16 protein-coding genes are annotated in these 21,036 nt (G+C 65.6%); 8 read left to right on the top strand and 8 right to left on the bottom strand.

What is annotated here, in order from left to right; genetic code table 11:
* Position 1 precedes the first annotated feature (1 nt).
* The 5 genes from H9K76_RS10995 to msrA all read right to left on the bottom strand — a co-directional run bounded on the left by H9K76_RS10995 (position 2) and on the right by msrA (position 5,563).
* Positions 2-937, bottom strand: a complete 936-nt coding sequence (locus tag H9K76_RS10995; protein WP_187600268.1) for an AEC family transporter — start codon at positions 935-937, stop codon at positions 2-4.
* Positions 938-1,020: 83 nt separating this feature from the next.
* Positions 1,021-1,923, bottom strand: coding sequence for a hypothetical protein (locus tag H9K76_RS10990; RefSeq protein WP_246475464.1), 903 nt, complete (start codon positions 1,921-1,923; stop codon positions 1,021-1,023).
* A gap of 359 nt (positions 1,924-2,282) precedes the next feature.
* Entirely contained in the window at positions 2,283-4,358 is a 2,076-nt protein-coding gene (locus H9K76_RS10985) for a TonB-dependent receptor domain-containing protein (protein WP_187600267.1), read from the bottom strand.
* 173 nt (positions 4,359-4,531) lie between these two features.
* Complete coding sequence (locus H9K76_RS10980; protein WP_187600266.1) at positions 4,532-4,936, bottom strand: hypothetical protein; 405 nt, start codon at positions 4,934-4,936, stop codon at positions 4,532-4,534.
* Between the two features lie 81 nt (positions 4,937-5,017).
* Positions 5,018-5,563, bottom strand: a complete 546-nt coding sequence (gene msrA, locus H9K76_RS10975; protein WP_187600265.1) for a peptide-methionine (S)-S-oxide reductase MsrA — start codon at positions 5,561-5,563, stop codon at positions 5,018-5,020.
* A gap of 116 nt (positions 5,564-5,679) precedes the next feature.
* Between msrA and H9K76_RS10970 the strand changes: the two genes are divergently transcribed.
* The 4 genes from H9K76_RS10970 (at position 5,680) to H9K76_RS10955 (ending at position 8,933) form a co-directional block, all read left to right on the top strand.
* On the top strand, positions 5,680-6,330 hold the full coding sequence (locus tag H9K76_RS10970; RefSeq protein WP_187600264.1) for a TetR/AcrR family transcriptional regulator: 651 nt from the start codon (positions 5,680-5,682) through the stop codon (positions 6,328-6,330).
* Positions 6,331-6,376: 46 nt separating this feature from the next.
* A complete protein-coding gene (locus H9K76_RS10965; RefSeq protein ID WP_187600263.1) occupies positions 6,377-7,087 on the top strand; it encodes a protein-L-isoaspartate O-methyltransferase family protein in 711 nt (236 codons plus the stop codon).
* Between the two features lie 34 nt (positions 7,088-7,121).
* Positions 7,122-7,463, top strand: coding sequence for a rhodanese-like domain-containing protein (locus tag H9K76_RS10960; RefSeq protein WP_187600262.1), 342 nt, complete (start codon positions 7,122-7,124; stop codon positions 7,461-7,463).
* A 108-nt stretch (positions 7,464-7,571) separates the two neighbouring features.
* The gene (locus tag H9K76_RS10955; RefSeq protein ID WP_187600261.1) at positions 7,572-8,933 is read left to right on the top strand and encodes a TolC family outer membrane protein; all 1,362 of its coding nucleotides are present in this window, start codon (positions 7,572-7,574) and stop codon (positions 8,931-8,933) included.
* A gap of 38 nt (positions 8,934-8,971) precedes the next feature.
* On the opposite strand, the gene H9K76_RS10950 is transcribed toward H9K76_RS10955, so the two are convergent.
* From H9K76_RS10950 to H9K76_RS10940, 3 genes are all read right to left on the bottom strand, one after another.
* Positions 8,972-11,689: a bifunctional acetate--CoA ligase family protein/GNAT family N-acetyltransferase gene (locus tag H9K76_RS10950; protein WP_187600260.1), complete on the bottom strand. Its 2,718-nt coding sequence runs from the start codon at positions 11,687-11,689 to the stop codon at positions 8,972-8,974.
* Positions 11,690-11,911: 222 nt separating this feature from the next.
* Positions 11,912-13,219 (bottom strand): 3-deoxy-D-manno-octulosonic acid transferase, encoded by a 1,308-nt coding sequence (locus tag H9K76_RS10945; protein WP_246475463.1) that lies wholly within the window; start codon positions 13,217-13,219, stop codon positions 11,912-11,914.
* 82 nt (positions 13,220-13,301) lie between these two features.
* Positions 13,302-14,726, bottom strand: a complete 1,425-nt coding sequence (locus H9K76_RS10940; protein WP_425489692.1) for a phosphomannomutase/phosphoglucomutase — start codon at positions 14,724-14,726, stop codon at positions 13,302-13,304.
* A 100-nt stretch (positions 14,727-14,826) separates the two neighbouring features.
* Here H9K76_RS10940 and H9K76_RS10935 point away from each other — a divergent pair, with 100 nt between their 5' ends.
* From H9K76_RS10935 to H9K76_RS10920, 4 genes are all read left to right on the top strand, one after another.
* Complete coding sequence (locus tag H9K76_RS10935; protein ID WP_187600258.1) at positions 14,827-16,359, top strand: DNA-3-methyladenine glycosylase 2 family protein; 1,533 nt, start codon at positions 14,827-14,829, stop codon at positions 16,357-16,359.
* 42 nt (positions 16,360-16,401) lie between these two features.
* Positions 16,402-16,941: a methylated-DNA--[protein]-cysteine S-methyltransferase gene (locus tag H9K76_RS10930; protein WP_187600257.1), complete on the top strand. Its 540-nt coding sequence runs from the start codon at positions 16,402-16,404 to the stop codon at positions 16,939-16,941.
* Positions 16,938-17,858, top strand: coding sequence for a DMT family transporter (locus tag H9K76_RS10925; protein WP_187600256.1), 921 nt, complete (start codon positions 16,938-16,940; stop codon positions 17,856-17,858). The genes H9K76_RS10930 and H9K76_RS10925 overlap by 4 nt, the downstream gene beginning before the upstream one ends.
* 141 nt (positions 17,859-17,999) lie before the next feature.
* A complete protein-coding gene (locus H9K76_RS10920) occupies positions 18,000-20,981 on the top strand; it encodes a bifunctional diguanylate cyclase/phosphodiesterase (RefSeq protein WP_187600255.1) in 2,982 nt (993 codons plus the stop codon).
* Positions 20,982-21,036 lie beyond the last annotated feature (55 nt).

The following is a 21,036-nucleotide window of genomic DNA, read 5'->3' as shown; positions in this document are numbered from 1 at the left end:
GTCACAGGTGGTGTGCAATCCAGATTGCAAGCGGCAAGGTCGCAAGTGCGATCAGCGTGGACGCCGCGATGCTGGCCGAGACCTCCTGCTGCATCACGCCATAGCGCTGCGTGAAGTAGAAGACGTTGGCTCCCACGGGCATGGCGGCGATCACGAACATCACGGCCAGCGGCAGGCCCGACACGCCCAGCAGCGGCGCGATCAGCAGCACCAGTCCCGGCATCACCAGGTTTTTCACCATGGCGATCGACAGCGCCGTGCGCATGTTGCGCCCGATGTGCGTGTAGGCCAGCGAGATGCCGACCAGCAGCAGCGCCATCGGGCTCAGTGCGTTGCCCACCATCTGCAGTCCCTTGTCGAGGCCCGACGGCAGCTGAAGGCCCGTCTGGGCAAAGATCAGCCCGGCAAGAATGGGGAGCGGCACAGGATGGATGATGCTCTTGCGCGCCGCCTGGGCGAGCGTCATCCAGAGCGGTGCGGCGGGAGTGGAGCCGCCCGACTGCGCCTCGCGCGCATCGGCGAGCTCGAAGATCAGCGTGGCCGAGGTCAATAGGATCAGCGAGTGCAGTGACACCAGCGTGAACAGCACGATGAGCGCATCGTCACCGAAGACGAACTGGATGATGGGCACGCCGATCATCACCGTGTTGCTGAACACGCAGGCGAGCGCCTCCGCAGCCGCGCGCTTGGAGAAGCCGCGCACCAGCATCGTGCCAACGAAAAGAATGGCGACGGCCGAGAAATACAGAACAACGGGCCGGAAATCGAGGTCCTGCAGCCGCACCTGCCCCATGGTGCGGAACAGCAGCGCGGGGGTCAGCACCAGGAACACCAGGTTGCTCAGGTCCTTGATGGCCGCATCGCGCACCCACCCGATCTTTGCGACGAACCAGCCAAGGGCGATGCAAAGAAGAACGGGGATGAGGGAGGCGAGCATGGGAATCGGCGCAGGGACGCTGCGCGGGTAGCAAGCCGGGAATTCTAGAGATTTCTCCGGCAGTCTTCAGGGCTCCGCGCCGATTACCTTGCCGCCACGCTGTCGAAAGGGCTTGGCCCCGAGAAGAAGCCGCTGCGAAGGCCCTCGGGCGGTTGCTCGGCCCAGACCTGCCCGCAGACGTCCCACGACTGCTCCTGCACGTTGAGGCCCGCGAACACTCCGTAGCCGCTGCCCGCACGGATGTCCTCTCCGGATGACAGGCTCTCGCCCGCCTTGATCGCGCCACTCACATGGATGAACTGACCCGCGCGGATGCCCCAGCCGGCCTCGATGTGCGTGACCCCGTCGATCGTGCCCCCGACATGGATGCCCTGCCCTGCGCGCACGAAGTCAGCGCCCTGCAGATGGCCTCCCACGCGCAAGTTCTTGTCGCATTGCACGGAAAAGCCCGCCAGCAAGTCCTGGCCGACGACGGCGCCGCCGCGCACCTCGATGGTGTCCTTCACTGCCAGGTCCCATGCCACGCGCAGATCGCCGCCGCAGACAAGCGACCTGGCGACATCGACGCCCCAGTCGGTTCGCAGGCTTCCGCCCACGTGCAGGTGTTCGCCACACTGGATGCTGCCGCCCGCGCGGATGTCCTCGCCTGTGGTGATCGAGCCGCCAGCGCGGATGCCTGCGCCGCAACGGATCGAGCGCCCCGCGTGGATCACACCGTCCACGTCGATGCCGGCGCGCACCTCGATCGTGCCTGCGAAGACCACGGCTTCGGCCTCCAGGCTGTCGAGGTGCAGCACGTCGTTGGTCGGGCCGAAGGCCCGTACCAGCCAGAGCGCATCCTCGATGCGGCCTGCCTCGACCAGGGTGTCGAGCGCCTTCTGGTAACCGACGCCGTCATCCAGATTCCGAACAAACCAGCGGTAGCCCATGGCGCACGGATTCTTGGCGCGCAGGAACTGCTTGGTGAACTCCATTGTGTGATCCATGCCATTCCTCACTTGGGGATTGACGCGGGTACCTTCCGGGCGTGGGGGAGTCCACGCGGCAGAGGCACACCGCAACGCAGAGCTGTTCGTGAGCCCGGCGATGCAAGAGTTTCTGCGTGATGAAAAGAAAGGATGGATGCCTATCGCCGGGCGGGGAAATGTGCGACTGGTTCGTATGGCCAGATCTCGCGGGCGATGGGCGCGACGGAGCCTCCGCACAGACTCGGTGGCAGAACCGCAGCGATGGAGATGGAGGCGAGACAGGCCATGAGCGCGCATGGTAGCAGCGCGCTCATGGCATCTCAAGCTTGTCGCACGAAAGCGCGCGGGCTTTCATGCCAGCCCGTTACCGATAGCCTTTAGAACGCGACCCGCATTCCGACAACGATGTTGCGCCCCATGAGCGGAGCCGCGTCCTTGATGAACGAAGTCGCGGAGTAGGCCAGCTTGTCGGTCAGGTTGCGCGCCTTCAGGTAGACCTGCCACTCGTGCGGCGTGCCCTTTCCGCCGTTGTAGGCGACGCCCAGATGCAGCATGCCATAGCCTGGCGTGCGGGTCTCGAACTCGGTGATCCTGTTCTGCGCTGCCACCTGCACCCACTCCACGTTCGCGTCCCACGCCTGCCAGCGCGCATCAAGCCGCACCCCCAGGCGTGCCGGCGCCATGCGCGGCAGGTTCTCGCCGCTGGCGAGACGGGCGCGCACCACGTCGCCGTAGACCGTGGCGCTCAGCGTGTTGCCCAGCTTCTGCCGGAGCTTGGCCTCCAGGCCGGTGAACGTGGCATCACGCTGGCTGTACTGCAGCAACTGCACGCCATCCAGCGCATCCAGCGTGCGGCCATAGATATAGCCCTTGATGCGGTTGCGATAGGCCGTCACGTCGAACGTGGTGTTGCCTGCCGTCCGGCGCAGGGACAGATCGATGTTGTTCGACACCTCGTTGCGCAGGTCTACATTGCCCAGTTCGTAGGTGGCCGTGGCCATGTGCAGGCCGCGCGCATAGAGCTCTTCGGCCGTGGGGGCGCGGCTTGCGCGGGTGAGCGTCAGGCCCGCCGCATACCCTGGCTGGAAGCGCCAGGAGGTACCCAGCGAGAGCGATGTACCGTTGTGGCTGCGCCGCACGCCGCTCTCCTGAGCCGTGGTGGTCTGCCAGTCCTGGCGCAGCGCTCCCTCCCAGCGCCAATCGCCTGTGCGGTATTCCTCCAGCAGGAACAGGCCCGTGCGCTCGGTGACCGTGGGCTGTACGTAGGCCTCTTCTCCGATGGCGCTGAACCGGCGGCGCGAGTTCTGCACGCCGATCAGGCCCTTGAGGCCTGCGATGGGCTCGTGCTGCGCCTCGACGCGCAGGTCGTAGGCCTTGTTCTTGAATGTGGTGCCGACGGCTCCGTCCTCGATCTCGTCGTGGCGATAGTCGGTCAGGCCCGCCCGCAGCCGAAGCACGGAAAAGCCCGCAAACGGGTTGAGCAATTCGCCGCGCACGTCAAGCCGGTTGCTTCGCATGTCGACCACCGGCACGTCCCCCGAGGCCTCGCCTTCGTGGTCATGTCCGTGTTCGTCATGGTCATGCCCGTCGTGACCGCCGCAGTGCAGGTGATCGCCATGGGGATGGCAGCCTTCGATGTCGTGGTTGTGGCCCGGCAGCCCGTAGCGCGCGTTCTGCTGCGTGACGGCAAATCCCAGATAGCCCCGCGAGCCGATCCATGACAGGCCGACACTGCCGCCAGTGGTGCGATTGAAGCTGCCCGGAACCCGCGAGCCGCCGCTCCATCCGTTGCCGACGCCGTAGTCGTTGGCATCGCGGCCCGCGGCTTCCACATGCATGGCAATGTTGCCGCTGCCACCGGTGAGGGAAATCGCTCCTGCCTTCTCGTCGGCACCGCTGCCGATGCGCGCTTCCGCGGCACCTTCATAGCCCTTCTGCGGAATGGCGGTGGGAACGCGGCTGTCCAGGACATTCACCACCCCGCCGATGGCGCCTGCACCATAGAGCAATGCCGATGGTCCGCGCAGCACCTCGATCTGCGAAGCCAGCAAAGGCTCCGATGTGACGGCATGGTCAGGGCTGACGGTGGACGCGTCCTGGATTTCGGATCCGTCCGAAAGCACCTTGACGCGCGGGCCATCCATGCCGCGGATCACCGGGCGACTGGCACCGGCACCGAAGTGCGTGCTGGTGATGCCGGGTTCGCCCTCGAGTGTTTCGCCCAGCGTGGCCTCGCGGCGGCGCACCAGCGTGTCGCCGTCCATCACGCTGACCGGGGTCGTCATCTCGGATACGCCGAGTGCAAGGCCGCTGGACGACACGGTGACTTCTGAAAGCGACTGCTCCTGGGCATCCGCGGCATGCGCATGCGCGCCCGCAAAGAGCAGGACGATGGCGGCGGAAAGTGGGCGAAGGCGCACGCCTGCGCCGCCCGATGTGACATAGGGAATCATGTGAAAACGAAAAGTGTGCTGACAGGCCCGCGCCGTCCGCCGTGCGGGGCGCAGTTCTGCTGTCAGGGAAACGGGGGTATGCGCGGCATGCCGGGGCGGTGTTCCACTACCGCCGGCAACTCATCCGCGCAAATGATCCGGCCGGGCCGGGCAAGTCGGCGTGGCAGCGCGTCTCAATGCGCTGCAGCCTCGGATAAGAGGCGGGGCGGCCCGCGTGCCTGGAATGGAGAGGCATGCTGCGCTCCCCATTCGGAGGCGATCAATGCAACGGGAACCGCTGCAGGTACCACCTGCAGCAATGGCAGGGCCTTCGCCAGCAGCGCATGGCCGAGGGCCATCTGGTCGAGCAGTACGCACTCGGCCTTGCTGTGGCCCGCAAACAGCGCATGAATGGCATCCAGCGCCTGCTTGGTCGCGGGCTGGGCAATGTCCCCGCCCGCGGGCTGCACCACGTGCGGCGCGAGGCCGGGCGTGTGCACCACCTGGTGAACCAGGCCGAGCGCAGGCGACAGCACGAGTGCCAGCATCAGCCAGCACGCGAGCAGTCGTTGCCTGAGCGACAGGAGCGTAGAGTCCATCAGGAGGAAAGAGGTGCGAACGAGGAACAATGGGCGCTGCGTCCGCCAACCGGGACGCGCGCCCAGAGCATAGCGCGGAAATCAGGCGCCGGGTTTCAGCAGCGATGCAAAAGTCTTGCGAAACTTCTCGACCTTGGGACCCACCACGAATGCGCAGTAGCCCTGCTCGGGATGCTGCTGGTAGTAGTCCTGGTGATATGCCTCGGCGGGCCAGTAGCTCCTGAGAGGCTCCACTTCGGTCACCACTGGCGAGCCGAACAGCTTGTCCTGGCCGATCTCGCGCAGCAGGTCGTCGATCACCTGCTTCTGCTGCTCATTGCCGTAGTAGATCGCGCTGCGGTACTGCGTGCCCACATCGTTGCCCTGGCGATTGAGCGTGGTCGGGTCGTGCGTGGCGAAGAAGATCTCCAGAATCTGGCGCAGGCTGATCACCTCCGGGTCGAAGTCCACCTTGAGGACTTCGGCATGGCCTGTGTCGCCATCGCACACGGCCTGGTAACTCGGGTGATCCACGTGGCCGTTGGCATAGCCGCTCTCCACATCGACCACGCCGCGAACACGATCGAACACGGCCTCGGTGCACCAGAAACAGCCTCCGCCCAGGGTGATGGTTTCTTGCTTGCTCATGTTCGTCGCGCCTTTCTGATCTGCATGGTTGTCCCATTATCCGGCCGTGGCATTTGACGGGGCGGTATGGGGTTGTTATATTACTAACCAGTCAGTCATTAACAACCGCAACTTCAATGCCCGAGTCTCCATCCTCTCCACCTGCCAAGCGCGGTCGCCGCAAGGAAGCGCGCCCGGGCGAATTGCTGGAGGCGGCGCTCGATCTGTTTGTCGAGAAAGGCTATGCGGCAACGCGCGTCGAGGAAGTGGCGGCGCGGGCCGGAGTCTCCAAGGGTACGCTGTTCCTCTATTTTCCCAGCAAGGAAGAGTTGTTCAAGGCCGTCGTGCGCGAGAACATCTCGGGACGCTTCAGCGAGTGGCAGGAGACGCTGACCCATTTCGCGGGTAACTGCAGCGAGATGATCGAATATGCCTTCTTCGCCTGGTGGGAGCGCATCGGCTCGACCAAGGTGAACGGCCTGGGCAAGCTGATGGTGTCCGAGGCCAACAATTTTCCCGAGATCGCCCTCTTCTACCGCAACGAGGTGGTGTTGCCCGCGCAGGACCTGATCCGCCAGATACTCAAACGCGGCATGGCCTCGGGCGAGTTCCGCGACATCGATCTCGAGTACGCCATCTACCTGGTCCAGGCCCCCCTCATGCAGTTGGACCTGATGCAATCGTCCAAGGCGATCTGCATCGTCAATCCCGACAATTTCGACCCGCAGAAGTACCTGAAGATGCACGCGGATAACCTATTGGTGGGCTTGCGCCCCCGAGCGGCCTAAAATCAGAGGTTTGTCTGAATCCACAGTCCGCATTTCGGAGTACCCCATGAACATGCCCTTGAACACGTCCGCCGACACCACCAATCTCGTGGAACAGGCTCGCTTCAACATGATCGAGCAGCAGATCCGCCCCTGGCGCCTGCTCGATGAGGACGTGCTCGACCTGCTCACCCAGGTGCGCCGCGAAGAGTTCGCGCCGGCGCCCTATCGTTCCATGGCGTTCATGGATATCGAGATTCCCCTGAATGCCTCGGTCGAAGAGGCGGAGCGCACGGGCCAGGTCATGCTGCCCCCGCGCGTCGAGGCGCGCATGCTGCAGGACGCCAAGGTCATGCCGACAGACCGCGTGCTCGAGATCGGCACGGGCTCCGGCTACATGGCCGCCCTGCTCGGCCGCAGCGCCGCACAGGTCCTGTCCATCGAGATCAACGCCGAACTGGTCGATTTCGCCAAGGACAACCTGCGCGAAGCCGGTATCACCAATGTGGAAGTACGCATGGGCGACGGCTCGCGTGACCTGTCCGCCGATGGTCCGTTCGACGTGATCATCCTGAGCGGCTCGGTTGCCGAGGTACCTCAGGGCCTGCTGCCTCTACTCACCGAAGGCGGTCGTCTCATTGCCGTCGTGGGCCAGGAGCCCATGATGCGTGCCACGATCGTCACCCGCAAGGGCAGCGGCTTCGAGACCACGCAGCCGTGGGACATCATCATTCCGCGCCTCGTGAACTTCGCGGAACCCTCGCCTTTCAAGTTCTGATCGCGAAAAGCTTCAACCTCCTTCAGGAAAACGCATGATTGCCCACATCCGCCCCACCCAGCTTGCCGAATGGATAGCCGCGGCGCCCGAAGGCGCCCGACCGCTGGTGCTGGACGTGCGCGAGACGTGGGAGCTGCAGACCGCAAGCGTCGCGCCGGCCCGGTTCGAGCTGGTCACCATTCCCATGGGCGAGATTCCCGCCCGCCTTGCAGAACTCGATCCCACGCGCCCCGTGGCCTGCCTGTGCCACCACGGCATGCGCAGCCTGCGCGTGGCGGGTTTCCTGGAGCACCAGGGATTCGAGAACGTTGCCAACATCACCGGCGGTATCGACGCCTGGTCCGCGGAGCTGGACCCGGCCGTTCCCCGCTATTGACAGGCAACCCGCCCAGGGATTCGTCAGCCAGACAGATCGATCATCGGCTGCAGCGCCATAAAGGCCTGCCGCATGCATTTTCTCGTGCCATTTTTCCTGAAGGACATCATGAAGCCATCACTGAGAACACTCGCACGGAGCCTCGCGCTGACGGGGCTCATGGGCCTGGGCGCGCTGGGCCCGGCGCATGCACAGAGTCTGCTGGAGCTCGTGGAGCAGGCTCGTGGCTTCGACGCGCCCTGGCAATCCGCTCGGGCTCAGTATGACGCCACGGTCAGCCGCGGCGAGCAGGCGCGCGCCGGACTCCTGCCCAGCGTGGCGGCCCAGGCGGGAGTGACCTACGGTCGAACCGAGTATCGGGTGAAGACCCCGACCCCGCTCGCACAGAACTTCGACCTGCATGCACCGACACAGCAGGCTGCGCTGGTGGCGAGCCAGCCGCTGTACCGCCCCGCCAACCGGATTACCTTCGAGCAGGGCAAGCGCGGAGTCGAGATCGCGCAGGCCCAGCTCGATGCGGCCGACCAGGACTTGCTGATCCGCGTGAGCCAGGCCTATTTCGATGTGCTGGCGGCGCAGGATGCCCTGAACGTGGTGCAGGCCCAGAAAAAGGCCATCGCCGAACAGTTCGCCGCGGCCAGGAGCAACTTTGAGCTGGGCAATGCCACCATCACCGATTCGCGCGAGGCGCAGGCCCGGCACGATCTTGCGGATGCGCAGGAAATTGCTGCAAGCAACGAACTGCAGGTGAAGAAACTGGCACTCGACCAGATCGTGGGGCGCCAGGGTATTACCCCGCGGCCTCTTGCCCAGCCGGTGCAACTGCCCGTGGTCGAGCCCATGGACATCAATCAATGGGTCGACACCGCAGAGAATACGCAGCCTGCGGTCAGGCAAGCCCAGATCGCGCTTGATGTAGCGCGCCTGGAGACCCGCAAGGCCGAAACAGGCCATCTTCCCACCGTCGACCTGCAGGCCAGCTACGGCATCCAGCGCAATCCCAACGGCATGGTGTCCCAGCCGTTCGTGCATTCGCGCGCGACCAGCGCCAGCGTGGGCGTGGCGTTGAACGTGCCGATCTTCGCGGGCTTTGCGGTGCAGAACCGGGTCAAAGAGACGCTGTCCCTCGAAGACAAGGCTCAGGCCGATCTGGACAATGCGCGCCGTACCGTGGCTCAAGGAGCGCGGACCGCATTTCTGGGGGTGCAGTCCGGCATGAGCCAGGTGAAGGCGCTCGAAGCCGCCGTCGTTTCAAGCCAGAGCGCGCTCGATGCCAACCTGCTCGGCTACCAGGTGGGCGTGCGCGTGAACATCGACATCCTCAATGCGCAAAGCCAGCTCTACCAGACCCAGCGCCAGCTCGCCAAGGCACGCTATGACGTGCTGATGGGTGAGCTGCGACTGCGCCAGACGGCCGGCATCCTGGGCGACGAGGACATTGCCAAGGTCGATGGACTGCTTGCCAGGTAAGGCAAGCCTGGCAGGTACCCTGGAACGCGCTGACGATCTCAGAGCTGATGCACCACCAGGCGGAACTCGGGGTCGTCCGGAAAGGCCTTGACCTCGAAGCCGAGACGGCGCATCAGCTTGAGCATGTTGGGGTTGTTGGCCAGCACCAGTCCCTGGATCTCGACCAGGCCACGGTCGCGCGCGACCTCCATGATCGCGAACATCAGGCGCGAACCCAGACCACGCCCCGCAAAATCATCCGCCACCAGCAGCGCGAATTCGCAGCTCGACTGGTCGGGGTTGGTCACATAGCGTGAGACTCCGATGATGCGCTCGGTCTCGTGCGTGTCGCCGTGTTCATCGACCATGCTGTCGCGGTGTACGGCCACCAGGGCCATTTCACGGTCGTAGTCGATCAGCGTGAAGCGTGCGAGCATGGACGTGGGCAGTTCGGCCAGTTGCGACACGAAGCGGAAATATCGGCTTTCGGGCGACAGTTCCCGCACCAGTTTCTGCAGCATCTGCGCATCGTCGGGGCGGATGGGCCGCACATGGTATTCGCCACCGCCGCGCATCGGCCAGACCTGCTCGTAGCGCGCGGGGTACGGCATGATGGCCAGGTGGGCATAGCTGGAGTCGACACCGCCGGAACCCACGACGATGGATCCGGTCGCTCCGTGCGCAGCCTCGCCCACCACGATGCGCGCGTCCACCGCCACCACGCCACTTGCATCGACGATCAGCGGGTTGATGTCCATCTCGCGCAGTTGCGGCAAGGCGCATGCCATTTCGGACACGCGCAGCAGCACCTGCTCGAGCGCCTCGAAGTTCACCGGACTGGCACCGCGCCACTCCCCCAGCGTCTCGGCAACGCGCGATCGCTCGATCAGCCGCCGAGCCAGGAACTGGTTGAGCGGCGGCAGCTCCATCGAGCCATCGTCCATGAGCTCGACCATGGTTCCTCCTGCGCCGAAGGTGACGACCGGGCCGAAATACTCGTCGCTCACCATGCCGATGCAGATCTCCCTTCCGCGCCTGCTGCGCGCCATGTTCTGCACCGTCACGCCGTTGATGCGGGCTCCAGGCTGCTGATGGCCAACGCGCTGAACCATGTCGGCGTAGGCATCGCGCACCGCCGTGCCGGTGTGCACGTTGAGCGCCACGCCGCCAACGTCGGACTTGTGGCTGATGTCGGGCGAATCGATCTTGAGCGCCACCGGGTATCCGAGCTGCGTGGCGATCATCATCGCCTCATGCGCGCTGCGCGCCTGCAGCGTGCGCGTGACGGGGATATGGAAGGCCGCGAGCAGCGACTTGGACTCCATTTCGGTGAGCACATGGCGGCGCTCGGCCAGCACGCTCTCGATGACGAGGCGTGCCCCCTCGATGTCCGGCTTGGCCAGTGCGCTCAGCGATGGCGGTGTCTGTTGCAGCAGTTGCTGGTTTCGATAGAAGGTGGAGATGTTGTTGAAGGCACCGACGGCGGCCTCTGGTGTGCGGAAGCTGGGAATCTGCGCCTTGCGCAGCGTCTGGCGGGCTGGCAGCACCAGCGTATCGCCCAGCCAGCTGGTGAGCAGCGGCTTGTTCATGCCGCGCTTGGCGTCCGACAGTGCCTGCGCGACCGCCGTGGCATCGCGCCCGGGCTTGGGCGAGAAGATCGCGAGCACGCCGTCGATCTGCTTGTCCTTGTTGGCCGCTTCGAGCGCGAGGCGGTAGTGTTCGGGTCCCGCCTCCTCGGACAGGTCGATCAGCTCGCTCAGCGTTGCGAGCGGGGGCAGTTGCGGGGCAAGGGACGCCACCGTCTCCGCCGACAGGTGGCCCAGCTCAAGCCCGCGCTCGTTGATCCAGTCCGCCGCCAGCACGCCGGGCCCGCCGCCATTGGTGATGACGGCCAGCCGCTGGCCCACCGCACGGTAGCGCGAGGCGAGGCACTTGGCCGCCGAGAACAGCTCGACGAAGGTTCGCACGCGCACTGCCCCTGCGCGCCGCAACGCCGCATCGAACACCTCGTCGCTGCCGACGATGGCACCGCTGTGCGTGAGCGCCGCCGCATTGCCCGCCGGCTTGCGGCCGGCCTTGAGCACGATGACCGGCTTGGCGTTGGCCGCGGAGCGCAGCGCGCTCATGAAGCGGCGCGCGTTCTGAATGCCCTCCATGTAGACCACGATGCTCTGTGTGCGGGGATCATGCGCGAGAAAGTCGAGCACTGCGGCAATGCCGAGGTCGGTGTGCGCCCCGAGCGTGACCACGCTGGAGAATCCCACCGCATTGCTGCGCGCCCAGTCCAGGATCGACGCCGTGAGTGCGCCCGACTGGCAGATCAGCCCGAGCGAACCTTCGCTGGCGAGCGGGCCGACTGCGCTGGCATTGAACTGCAGCGAGGGCCGCTGGATGCCCAGGGAATTGGGGCCCAGCAGGAACATGCCTTCGCGCTTGGCGATGCGCCGGAGGTCGGAGGCCTGCTGTGCGCTCATGCCGGTCGACACCACCACCGCCGCCCGGCAGTTCATGCGTCCCGCCACTTCCATGGCCGCAGCGACCTCGTCGGCGGGCAAGGCGATCACCGCCAGGTCCGCCCGAGCCTGGGCCAGGTCGGCCAGCGTGCCGCTCGTATGGATGTCCATGAACGAGAGGCTGCCCGTGAATTTCTGAGCCCTGAGCGCTTCCTGGACATGGCGCGCAAGGGGCGAAAGCGATTCGGGTTTGTCGTGGGGCCCCGCCAGCACCACGACCGAGGTGGGGGCGAACAGGGGCGTCAGATAGTGTTTGTCCAACATGTCGATGATCACCAATGGCTGTCGGCCCACACCCCTTCCGGGCTATTGAGATGGGCTTGACGATTCAGGAAGATGCCGTCGATTGTCTGTCACTTGCCCCAGGCCAACGATGCAAAACGCAGCGCGGCTTGAGTTGCGTCATAGTGACAGATGATGCCCGAGGATACCTGCGCATGGAGCCGCGCGCGCCAATGCAATGCAGTGGCCGTGGCCACGGGTCTCTCAGGCCTCGTGGTGGGGCATGGCGGCCGAGCGCAATTGCTGCACCACGGCCAGCGCCGTGGACAGGGCCGCGCCGCGATGCGCCGCCGTGAATGCGTGGCATCGCGAAGCGAGATCCGCCTGGCGTTCGGGGTCGTTCACAAGGCGCACGGCCTCTTCCACGCCTTCCTGCATGTCGGCCACGCGCAGGGCTACGCCCGCGTCTGCGGCGAGATCGGCAGCCTCCGCGAAATTGAAGGTATGGGGCCCCATGACGACCGGGCAATCGCAGGACAGCGCCTCGATCAGATTCTGTCCGCCCAGCGGCTCGAAACTGCCGCCCAGCAGGGCCGCATGTGCCATGCCGTAGTACTGGGCCATCTCGCCCATCGAATCGCCAAGCCATATGTCGGCCGGCTGCGGATGCTCCTGCCACTGGCTGCGCCGCGATACGCTCAGGCCCGCCGCCGTGCACAACGCGATCACCTCATCGAAGCGTTGCGGATGGCGCGGCACCAGAAGCCACTGCACTTCGCAGTCCCGGGCCCGGCTCGCATCGCGCTGAGCGATCCAGGAGGCAAGCCAGGCGGCTTCTTCGCCCTCGCGGCTGCTGGCGAACAGCACCACGGGCCGCCCTGCCCCCGAACGCCATGCCCTGCCGCGCGCGAGCAGCCCGGCGTCGGGAACGCTGTCGAACTTGAGATTGCCCAGTACGCCGCGCACGGGAGCCCCCACGTCGGACAGGCGCTCTGCATCGACATCGGTCTGGGCCCATACGGCAGAGAGGGCCTGGTAGGCCGGCCGCGCCAGCCATGACCAGCGCCTGGCGCCACGCCATGATTTTTCATTCATGCGCGCGTTGGCGAGTACCAGCGGGATGTGGTGCGCCTTGCATCCGGCGACGAGGTTCGGCCAGATCTCGGTTTCCATCAGCACCCCCACGTCGGGCCTGAAGTGGGTCAGGAAGCGGCGCACGGCCTGCGGAGAATCCCATGGCTGCCAGACCTGCACGTCGCCTTCGCGCACCAGCTTGCTGCCCTCGGCGCGCCCGGTGGCCGTGCCGTTGGTGAGCAGCAGCCGCATGCCGGGCAGCAACTCGCGCAGCTCCTTGAGCAGAATGGCCGCGGCCCGCGTCTCCCCCAGCGATACCGCATGGATCCAGACCAGCGGCGGGGCATCGGGCGTACGCACGGGCGCGGCACCTTCGTAGAAGCCGAACCGCTCGGGTACGGCCTGCGCGTAGCCCGGTTCGGACTGGGCGCGCCGCTTCAGCTTGCGGTGCAGAAGCGGCGTCGCAAGCTGGATGGCCAGTGAATAAAGACCTAGCACGTGTTCATCCCGCTAAGGCCGATCCCGGCACATGGCGACCTGGGTCGCTGCATGGCACTGGTTCTCGCCGCCGCGTGAGTCATCAATGCGCCGCGCCGCCGATCCGTGCGCCCGGCTTCACGCGCTCAAGCAGTGCCAGCATGGCCGACTCGATGCGGTGCATGGCTTCCTGCGTATGGCCCTCGAAACGCAGCACGAGCACAGGCGTGGTGTTGCTTGCGCGGATCAGGCCGAAACCGTCGGCCCAGTCCACGCGCAGGCCGTCGATGGTGCTGATCTGCGCGGGCGCCGGGAACGTCTCCTGCGCCAGCGCCTGCAGCTCGGCGGTCAGGCGGTGTGGCTCACCCTCCTCGCAGCTGACGTTGAGCTCCGGGGTGGAAAAGCTGGTGGGCAGCGCATTGAGCACGGCGCTCGGGTCGCTGCTCCTGCTCAGGATCTCCAGCAGGCGGCAGCCGGCATAGGTGCCGTCGTCGAAACCGAACCAGCGCTCCTTGAAGAAGATGTGGCCGCTCATCTCGCCACCCAGCGGAGCATCCAGCTCCTTCATGCGGGCCTTGATCAGCGAATGGCCGGTCTTGTACATCACGGCACGGCCGCCCGCCGCCTCGATGGCGGGTGCAAGGCGCTGCGTGCACTTCACGTCGAAAAGAATGGGCGCTCCGGGCACGCGCGAGAGCACATCCTGAGCGAACAGCATCATCTGGCGGTCGGGGAAGATGTTCTGGCCATCCTTGGTGACGATGCCCAGGCGGTCGCCGTCGCCATCGAAGGCCAGGCCGAGTTCCGCGTCGCTGTTCTGCAGGGCAGCAATCACGTCCTTCAGGTTGTCGGGCTTGCTCGGATCGGGGTGGTGGTTCGGGAAGTCGCCGTCCACCTCGGAGAACAACTCGATCACCTCGCAGCCCAGTGCGCGGAAGATGCCAGGGGCGGACGCGCCCGCAATGCCGTTGCCCGAATCGACGACGATCTTCATCGGCCTTGCCAGCTTGACGTCGCCCACGATGCGGGTGGTGTAGTCGGCCAGCACGTCGGCAGAGCGGATGCTGCCACCGGGCGCGGCGGTCCAGCGCTGCTCTTCCATCGTGCGGCGCAGGTCCTGGATTTCCTCGCCATAGATGGCCTTGCCTGCCAGCACCATCTTGAAGCCGTTGTAGTCCTTGGGATTGTGGCTGCCCGTGACCTGGATGCCGCTCTGGCACAGGGTCGACGCCGCGAAATACAGTATCGGGGTGGTGACCATGCCGACGTCGATCACCTCGATGCCCACCTCCACGAGCCCCGCCATGAGAGCCGCGGAAAGCGCCGGCCCGGACAGGCGGCCATCGCGGCCCACCGCCACCACGCTCTGCCCCTTGGCACGGGCCGCCATACCGAAGGCACGGCCCAGGTTGCGGGCCACGTCTTCATTCAGTGTGCTCGGAACGATGCCGCGAATATCGTAGGCTTTGAAAATGGCTGGCGAGAAAGGCACGAGGCAACCTGTCAAAAGTGGAAAAACGGCGGTCATTGTAGGGCGGCCGGACGTCGTCCCTTTCGCCAAACGGACTTTCGCAGGGAGATGTCCGGAAACTGCCAGTCTTTTGAACGGCCGTCCCTATCATGAAGGCATGAACTCCACAGAACTCGACGATGCCCATGATCCCCAGGACGCCCGTTACCTGGCCCTGAAGGCCCGGGACGCGCGTTTCGACGGCAGCTTCTTCACCGGCGTGACCAGCACGGGGATCTATTGCCGGCCGGTGTGTGCGGTGCGCACGCCCAAGCGCGAGAACTGCCGTTTCTTCGACCTGGCGGCACAGGCCGAACACGCAGGTTTTCGCCCCTGCCTGCGCTGCCGGCCGGAACTGGCGCCGCAGGCAGTCGTCTGGTCGAGCCAGGATGCCAGCGGCATTCTGCTGCAACAGGCCCTTCGCCTGCTCGACGCCCCGGAAAACTGGTCCGAAACCGAAAGCGGCGCGCTCATCGAGCGGCTGTCCGGACGCCTGGGGGTGACCGACAGGCACCTGCGCAGGATCTTCTCCGCGGCGCTCGGCATTTCGCCATTGCAATACCTGCAGACGCGCCGCCTGCTGGCCGCCAAGCAATTGCTGACGGATACGTCACTGCCCATCACCCAGATCGCGCTGGCCAGCGGTTTCAAGAGCGTGCGCGGGTTCAACGCGGCGTTTCAGCACCACTACACGCTCAATCCGACCCAGTTGCGCAAGGAAGGCGTGCGCCACGGCGCCGCGCAGGCGGGCCAGTCCCGGGTCATCCGGCTGGGCTGGCGTCCACCCTACAACGTGGGCGCCCTGCTCGGCTTCCTGAAAACCCGCGCGATCGGGGGCGTTGAAGCGGTGGATGAGCAACCGACACAGGGCCTGCCCGGGTTGCGGCGCACGCTGCGCATGGCTGACGGCGAGCGTGCCGCCAGTGGATGGATCGACGCGCGATTCGATGCACGCGCCTCCCAGTTGCTGCTCACGGTCAGCGACAGCCTGCTTGGCGTGCTGCCTTCGCTGATCGCCCGCGTGCGCGCCCTTTTCGATCTGGACGCCGATATGGCGGTGATCGATGCGGCGCTGGCCCCCTATTTCGATCAGGCCGACGGCATGCGGGTGCCGGGCGCAGCAGACGGTTTCGAGCTGGCGGTACGTGCCGTGCTCGGCCAGCAGATCACCGTCGCGGCCGCGCGCACCCTGGCGCATCGGCTTGCCGAGCGCTTCGGGGAACCCATCCAAACCCCGTGGCCGGAGCTGAACCGCCTGTTCCCTGCGCCCGCCGTGCTGGCGCAGGCCAGCGGCGATGAACTGGGCTCGATCGGCATTGTTCGCCAGAGGCAGCAGGCCATTCGATCACTCGCCGAGGGCTTTGCCGACGGCCGCCTGCGGCTCCATCCGGGGGACGATCCTGAAACGACGATGGCGGCCTTGCGTGCGCTACCCGGTATCGGTGACTGGACGGCGCAATACATGGCGATGCGTGCACTGCGCTGGCCGGATGCGTTCCCGGCAGGTGACGTGGCGTTGCAGTCCGCGCTGGGTATCTCGCGCGGCAGCAAAGCGGCCCGGCAGGCACTCGACGCCTCGCAGGCATGGCGTCCATGGCGCAGCTACGCCGTGATGCGGACCTGGGCTGGATTGGCCCGCACCCGGCCTTGAACACCCCTTTCACAGAATCTCTCGATACTTGCGGGAACCGACATGACACGCTTCGACACTTCCATCGTCCACACCCGGTTCGACACCCCCATGGGGGCCATGCTCGCTGCCGCCTCCTCCAGGGGGCTGGCGGGCCTGTGGTTCCATGATCAGCGGTATTTTCCGCCGCAACTGGTGCCGGGTGCTCGCGCAGCATGGCCTGAGGACGCAAACCACCCCGTGCTGCAGGCCGCGCGAAGGCAGGTACTCGACTACATGGACGGGGCGAGCGAGGATTTCGATCTGCCGCTCGATCTGCAGTGCGGGACGCCATTCCAGCAAACCGTCTGGAACGCCTTGCTGCTAATTCCCGCCGGTGCCACGACCACCTATGGCGCATTGTCCAGAGGCATCGGCAACGCACAGGCCGTGCGGGCCGTGGGCGCCGCCGTCGGCCGCAATCCGATCAGCATCGTCGTGCCCTGCCACCGTGTGGTAGGCCATGACGGGGCCTTGACCGGATATGCTGGCGGGCTTGAGCGCAAGACTGCCCTGCTGCGGCTGGAGCGCGAAGCAACACAACAATCACTCACAACAAAATGACTACCAGCGCCTCTGCGGGCACCAGTTCCCGGAACTCCCAGCGATCCTGGGTGCCCGAATTCCTTCTTCTTTCCGCCATCTGGGGAGCCTCGTTCCTCTTCATGCGCATGGGCGCAACGGAATTCGGCCCTTTTCCCACGGCGGGCGTGCGCGTGACGCTGGCCGCGCTCGTGCTCTTTCCCGTGATGCTTCATCGAAGGGAATGGCCCGCACTGCGCAAGCACTGGAAACCCGTGCTGCTTGCGGGTGTCATCAACTCGGCCATTCCCTTCGCACTGTTTGCCTGGGCCGTGATGCACATCACGACTGGACTCACCTCCATCCTCAACGCGACCGTTCCCCTGTTCGGGGCGCTGGTAGCCTGGGTGTGGCTCGGAGAGCGTATACAGCGTCTTCGCTGGCTGGGCCTGGCCCTGGGCTTCGTGGGCGTCGCCCTGCTCGCGTGGCGCGCCCCCGGCGGTGCTGGCATGAAGAGCGCCAATGCGCTGTGGGCGATCGCAGCCTGCCTGGGTGCGTCGATTTGCTACGCGATCGCCGCCAACTACGCGAAGCGCTACCTCGTGGGCGTGCCGCCCCTGACGTCGACGACCGGCAGCCTGATCGGGGCGTCGCTGTGCCTTGCCATTCCCACGATCCTCAACTGGCCCGACCAGATGCCCAGCCTGCGCGCCTGGGGCGCCGTGGCAGCCATCGCGGTGCTGTGCACGGGTATCGCCTACATCCTGTACTTCCGCCTGATTGCATCGGCAGGCCCCAGCCAGGCCGTTGCCGTGACGTTCCTGGCACCGGCCTTCGCCGTGATGTACGGCACCGTGTTCCTGCACGAGACCGTGACGCTGTGGATGCTGGGTTGCGCCGTCATCATCGTCTGCGGCACCATGCTGTCCACCGGCCTGATCGGCCCGCGCAAGCGCTGAAGTCACCTCATGGAACGATTTCCCGCTCCGTCTATGCAAAGGAAACGCGCACATTCCGTATTGTTCAATAGGTGGAAATAATTTAAATTCAGGATGGAATAGATATTTAAAAAACACTCGCAGCGCGCTAGCGCCTGACATATGCCCAACGAATTCTTTGTCACGGGATTGATTCTGGTGACGTTGATCATTGGTGCGGTGCTGTGGCTGCGCAGGCTGCTTCTCGGCAACGCCGAGCGCCGCTCGATGGCCGAGGCCATGCGGCTCTCCGAGGCAAAGTACACCACCTTCTATCTGACGCTGCCCGACCCGGCAGGGATCGTCCGCATGCACGACGGGCTTTGCATGGACGCCAACCCGGCCCTCGGCCGCCTGCTGAACATGGCTCCCGCGGACATCGTGGGCCGCACGGGAGAAGCGCTCGGGCTGGCCATCGATCCGGAGGACCTCCAGCGCTTCACGCAGGCGCTGCGGAACGACGAACAACTGCACGGCATGCCGATGGTGCTCAGGCACCACGGCCGCGCCATTCCCGGCCTGCTGTCGGCGCGCGATGCCCATATCGCCGGGGAAAAGTGCATGGTGTTCGTCTACCACGACATGACCCAGGCCCATGCCATCCGCGACAGCCTGAGCACCTCCAACCAGCTTCTGCAACAGGCCAGCCGGCTGGCGCGCCTGGGCGCCTGGGAAGGCGAGCCCCGCCAGGGCGTCACCTACTGGTCGGATGTGACCTGCGAGATCCACGGCATGCCGCACGGCGCGCTGCCGCCGCGGGACTACATCGATCGCTTTGTCGCACCCGAATGGCGTTCGGAGGTGCGAAGGCAAAGCAACGCGGACCACGGCAGGGACAAGGTCTGGGACATGGAGTTCGAGATCATCCGCACCGATGGCCGCCGGATATGGGTTCGGGTGCTGGGCGAGGCCGTTTTCCAGGGAGACCGGCTGGTGAAGGTGCGCGGCGTACTGCAGGACGTGGACAACCTGCACAGGGCGTCGGAGCGGATGCTGGCTTCGCAGGCACGCTTCGAGCACATCTTCCGGATGCTGCCGATCCCCTTGAGCTTCATCGACCAGGAGAAGGGGCGATTTGTCGACGTCAATCCTGCCTGGGAAGCAGTGCTCGGCTACCGCAAGGAGGAATGCATCGGGCGTTCGCTCGTGGATCTCGGCATCTACAGCGCGCAGACACGCGAGCACCTGGTGCAGCAGGCGCGCACTGCCGGCCAACTGGTGGGATACGAGAACGAATTGCGCACGCGCCATGGCGACGTGCTCACCATGCTCCAGTCCATGAGCCCCATCGAAATCGATGGGCGGCCCTGCTGGCTGCTGTCGGTGCTGGACATCACCGAGCGCAAGCGCCAGGAGCACAGGGTTCGCGAGCGGGAGGCCCTGCTCTCGCTGACGCTCTCGGCGGCCGCCATCGGTCTGTGGGATTGGAACCTCCTCACGGGAAAGGTGCGCGGCGATGCACGATGGCATACCCTGCAGGGTGGCCCATCCGGTGCATTGCATGAGCAGGACTGGCAGGATGGCATGAGCCCTCAGCAGGTTGCGCAGGTCGATAGCGCACTGCAGCTGCATCTCATGAACACCTCCGTCCCCTTCGACTGCACCTGGCGGATCGCGCCTGCCACTGGCCCCATCCGGTGGATGCGCAATGTCGGCAAGGTGGTCGCCTTCTCGGCGGAAGGGCAACCGCAACGCATGCTGGGCGTGTCGATGGATGTGACGCTGCAGCATGAACAGCAGGAGTTGCTGCACCACATGACGCACTATGACGCGCTCACCGGGCTGCCCAATCGCGTGCTGCTGCAGCAGCGCCTGCGAGAAGCGGTGCGCGAGGCCGACCGCGCGGAAAATGCACATCTGGCATTGGCATACATCGATCTCGACGCGCTCAAGGCCATCAACGACCGGCTGGGCCATCACACGGGCGACCGCCTGCTCGTGCAGGTCGCGGGCCGATTGCAGCGTGCGCTGCAGCAACCCGCCGATTGCGTTGCACGCCTCGCGGGGGACGAGTTCGCCGTGCTGCTGGGCCAGCTGAGCGACCGAGAAGGATGCGAGCACCGGCTGCGCGCGCTGATGGACGTGGTCTGCGCCCCGTATGAGCTGGACGGCGAGCGCATGGACCTCACGGCCAGCGTTGGCTACACCCTTTTCCCGGAGGACTCCGCCGATACGGACACGCTGCTGCGCCATGCCAGCCAGGCGATGTACGTGGCAAAGCAGGCCGGCGGCAATCGCCTTCGGGCCTTCGACTCGGTGCAAGAGAGCGCACGCCAGAACCTGGTGGAGCAACGTGCGCGCTTCGATGCGGCACTCAACGACGGAGAGCTGGCCCTCTATCTGCAGCCCAAGGTCAACATGCGCACGGGCACCGTCGTGGGCGCGGAAGCTCTGGTCCGCTGGGTACATCCCGACAAGGGGCTGCTGCTGCCCGGGGAGTTCCTCCCTGCGATCGACGGCACTGAAACCGCAGTGGCATTCTCCGAGTGGGTGCTTGATTCTGCGCTGTCCCATATCGACAGCCTGCGGCGGCAGGGTCTCGAGATCCAGGTCAGCATCAACATCCACGCGGACCAGCTGCGCCATCGCGGGTTCGCGGAATGGGTGCTGGCCCATCTGGGGCGCCACCCCGGCGTGCGCCCGAACCAGCTCGACCTGGAGATCACGGAAAACGCCGCGCTGTACGACGTGAACTACGTGGCGGGCGAGCTTGCGCAGTTGCGTGCCATCGGCGTTTCGGTGTCGCTGGACGATTTCGGGACGGGCTACTCGTCTCTCGCCTATCTGCGCCGCCTGCCGATCGACCAACTCAAGCTGGACCAGAGCTACGTGCTCGGCATGATGCAGAACTCTGCCGATCAGGCCATCGTGCAGGGGGTGATCGGACTGGCGCGTTCGTTCGGCTACCGCATCGTCGCAGAGGGCGTGGAGTCGGTGGAGCAAGGCATCCTCCTCGCGCACATGGGCTGCCTCATCGCCCAGGGCCACGGGATTGCCGCCCCCATGCCCGCCGAGCGGTTTGCCGCGTGGGCCGCCGCATGGAGAGCCCCCGCCGACTGGATGGAATCGGCCCGACGCCTCCCGGACGCCGTGCCGTTGATATAAAAAAGACTGCCACCGCCGCTCCAACCGCGATCGCAGCCATAAAACAAACCCGAAG

Origin of the sequence: Diaphorobacter ruginosibacter (genome assembly GCF_014395975.1) — a bacterium.
Classification (GTDB): Bacteria; Pseudomonadota; Gammaproteobacteria; order Burkholderiales; family Burkholderiaceae_C; genus Diaphorobacter_A; species Diaphorobacter_A ruginosibacter.
Note: the sequence above shows the minus strand (reverse complement) of the source record. Positions and strands in the feature narration are given on the sequence as shown.

Excerpts from the sequence above, each read along its gene's own strand:
- H9K76_RS10960 (WP_187600262.1), top strand. The coding sequence starts at position 7,122 with ATGATTGCCCACATCCGCCCCACCCAGCTTGCCGAATGGATAGCCGCG.
- H9K76_RS10995 (WP_187600268.1), bottom strand. The coding sequence starts at position 937 with ATGCTCGCCTCCCTCATCCCCGTTCTTCTTTGCATCGCCCTTGGCTGG.
- H9K76_RS10925 (WP_187600256.1), top strand. The coding sequence starts at position 16,938 with ATGACTACCAGCGCCTCTGCGGGCACCAGTTCCCGGAACTCCCAGCGA.
- H9K76_RS10940 (WP_425489692.1), bottom strand. The coding sequence starts at position 14,726 with ATGACCGCCGTTTTTCCACTTTTGACAGGTTGCCTCGTGCCTTTCTCG.
- H9K76_RS10985 (WP_187600267.1), bottom strand. The coding sequence starts at position 4,358 with ATGATTCCCTATGTCACATCGGGCGGCGCAGGCGTGCGCCTTCGCCCA.
- H9K76_RS10920 (WP_187600255.1), top strand. The coding sequence starts at position 18,000 with ATGCCCAACGAATTCTTTGTCACGGGATTGATTCTGGTGACGTTGATC.
- H9K76_RS10955 (WP_187600261.1), top strand. The coding sequence starts at position 7,572 with ATGAAGCCATCACTGAGAACACTCGCACGGAGCCTCGCGCTGACGGGG.
- H9K76_RS10935 (WP_187600258.1), top strand. The coding sequence starts at position 14,827 with ATGAACTCCACAGAACTCGACGATGCCCATGATCCCCAGGACGCCCGT.
- H9K76_RS10950 (WP_187600260.1), bottom strand. The coding sequence starts at position 11,689 with ATGTTGGACAAACACTATCTGACGCCCCTGTTCGCCCCCACCTCGGTC.
- H9K76_RS10970 (WP_187600264.1), top strand. The coding sequence starts at position 5,680 with ATGCCCGAGTCTCCATCCTCTCCACCTGCCAAGCGCGGTCGCCGCAAG.
- msrA (WP_187600265.1), bottom strand. The coding sequence starts at position 5,563 with ATGAGCAAGCAAGAAACCATCACCCTGGGCGGAGGCTGTTTCTGGTGC.
- H9K76_RS10990 (WP_246475464.1), bottom strand. The coding sequence starts at position 1,923 with ATGGATCACACAATGGAGTTCACCAAGCAGTTCCTGCGCGCCAAGAAT.
- H9K76_RS10980 (WP_187600266.1), bottom strand. The coding sequence starts at position 4,936 with ATGGACTCTACGCTCCTGTCGCTCAGGCAACGACTGCTCGCGTGCTGG.
- H9K76_RS10965 (WP_187600263.1), top strand. The coding sequence starts at position 6,377 with ATGAACATGCCCTTGAACACGTCCGCCGACACCACCAATCTCGTGGAA.
- H9K76_RS10930 (WP_187600257.1), top strand. The coding sequence starts at position 16,402 with ATGACACGCTTCGACACTTCCATCGTCCACACCCGGTTCGACACCCCC.